The sequence below is a fragment of the Microcoleus sp. LEGE 07076 genome (assembly GCF_015207455.1).
Lineage (GTDB): Bacteria > Cyanobacteriota > Cyanobacteriia > Cyanobacteriales > Microcoleaceae > Microcoleus.
Genome location: NZ_JADEWV010000432.1, coordinates 1 through 1,850, shown reverse-complemented (window position 1 = coordinate 1,850; position 1,850 = coordinate 1). Strand labels below are relative to the sequence as shown.

The 1,850-nt window shown below is 48.0% G+C and carries 3 protein-coding genes; 2 read left to right on the top strand and 1 reads right to left on the bottom strand.

Annotated elements, in window-relative coordinates:
* Together IQ270_RS29985 and IQ270_RS29980 are read left to right on the top strand one after the other, a co-directional pair.
* On the top strand, positions 1-365 hold a 365-nt coding region (locus IQ270_RS29985; protein WP_193976736.1), incomplete at its 5' end, for a zinc ribbon domain-containing protein.
* Between the two features lie 55 nt (positions 366-420).
* On the top strand, positions 421-828 hold the full coding sequence (locus tag IQ270_RS29980) for a hypothetical protein (protein ID WP_228056835.1): 408 nt from the start codon (positions 421-423) through the stop codon (positions 826-828).
* A 17-nt stretch (positions 829-845) separates the two neighbouring features.
* Here the strand turns inward: IQ270_RS29980 and obgE are convergent.
* On the bottom strand, positions 846-1,850 hold a 1,005-nt coding region (obgE, locus tag IQ270_RS29975), incomplete at its 5' end, for a GTPase ObgE (protein WP_193976735.1).

Here is a 1,850-nt window from a genome sequence, read left to right as displayed (position 1 = left end):
CTCACTCTCGATTAATTGAAATGTTGGAGTACAAAGCTCGGTTGGCGGGAATCACAGTAATTGTGCAGGAAGAATCCTACACATCCCGCTCCAGTTTTTTAGGTTTAGACCCAATTCCTGTTTATGGGAAAACTGAAACAGAACCTGTTTTTACTGGGAAACGGATTAAGCGAGGTTTGTACAAAACATCGACTGGTCAGCTAATTAATTCCGATGTGAACGGTGCGTACAACATCCTCAGAAAAGCAATCCCAAATGCGTTCTGCAATGGGATAGAGAGCTGCGTAGTTCAGCCGAGGCGGGTTAATCCGCTCAAAGTGAAAGGGAAGGGGGAGGGACTTAACGCCTCCCATGTCATGCAATAAATGACTATACTTTTACCAGCTATAGTAGACTCGATCGAACTATAAATCAGTTTGTATGATGAAACTAAACATCCGATTTGCTTGTTTGCTAGCGCTTTCAACTTTAGCTGTGGGAGTCTCCCCCGCCTGGAGCAATCCCGTGGGTGCCGATGACAGCCAACTCACCGATATTACAGTTATTTCCAACAATATTGAACTCAATCGCGCCAAAAACTTAGCCCGTCAAGTCGCAGAAAAGGCTAACGGAGGCTTGGGAAAATATCGAGCGGAAGCTGCAATGCACGGTGCCTCGGCGCAATCGCCTTTTGTTGAGAATGACGATGGTAGTTGGACATTTACTTTTCAAGGACACCAACCAGGTGCCTCTGTGTATACGGTGGAGACGGTGGTAACGGTTTTTCCGGATGGGAGGGTGAGAGTCGATTACAACGGGCGAATTCGCAACTCGTTGAATGTCCGGTAAAATACATCTGAACCAAGCTACAAAACTGTCACTTCTGACGAGTGCGCCTCCGCCTCTTTTTCGTTCATCTCATCGAGTTTCTGCCAAACTTGCTGCATCAATTCATCCAACCCAACTCGACTCACAGCCGAAATCACCAAAACCGGAACACCGCTCATTTCTTTCAACTGGGCGATTGCTTTTCCGATGTCTTCATCTTCGAGATCGATCGCATCTACCTTATTAAAAGCCAAAATCTGCGGCCTCTGTGCCAATCCCCGCCCGTAAGCTTTCAATTCTTCTTGAATTGTGACGTAATCGGCGATCGGATCTTGATCAGTAATATCAATTAAATGCAGCAGCAAGCGAGTCCGTTCGATGTGCCGCAAAAACTCGTAACCCAAACCCGCGCCTTCGTGAGCCCCGGAAATTAATCCCGGAATATCAGCAAAAACAGTACCGTCGCCGCTCGGTTTTCTGACTACTCCCAAATTCGGTATTAAAGTTGTAAACGGATAATCTGCTATCTTGGGGCGAGCGGCAGATAATGCAGAAATTAGCGTTGATTTGCCCGCATTCGGCAAGCCAATAATTCCTACTTCAGCTAACAGTTTCAATTCCAGCCGCAAAAATTTGTGTTCTCCTTCTTTTCCCGGCAGGGCATAATCTGGAGCGCGGTTAGAATTTGTTAGAAAACACTTATTTCCTAAACCGCCTTTGCCGCCTTTGGCAACACAAAAAATCTGTCCGGGCGTGACTAAATCTGCTAAAATTGCCTGAGTTTCCGCGTCGTAAACTACTGTACCGCAGGGAACTTCGATCATGCGATCGTCCCCAGAGGCCCCAGTCATATTTTTCGGCGCGCCGCGCTTCCCGTCTTCGGCTTTAAAAATCCGGTTGTACTGAAAATCTAGCAGCGTTTGCAAACTTTCCACCGCTACCAAAAACACTGAACCTCCCCGCCCGCCGGTGCCGCCGCTCGGCCCGCCCGCCGGTACATACTTTTCTCTGCGAAAAGCTACCATACGGTCGCCGCCGTTGCC

Coding starts and splice junctions, on each gene's coding strand:
- IQ270_RS29980 (WP_228056835.1), top strand. CDS start 421: ATGATGAAACTAAACATCCGATTTGCTTGTTTGCTAGCGCTTTCAACT.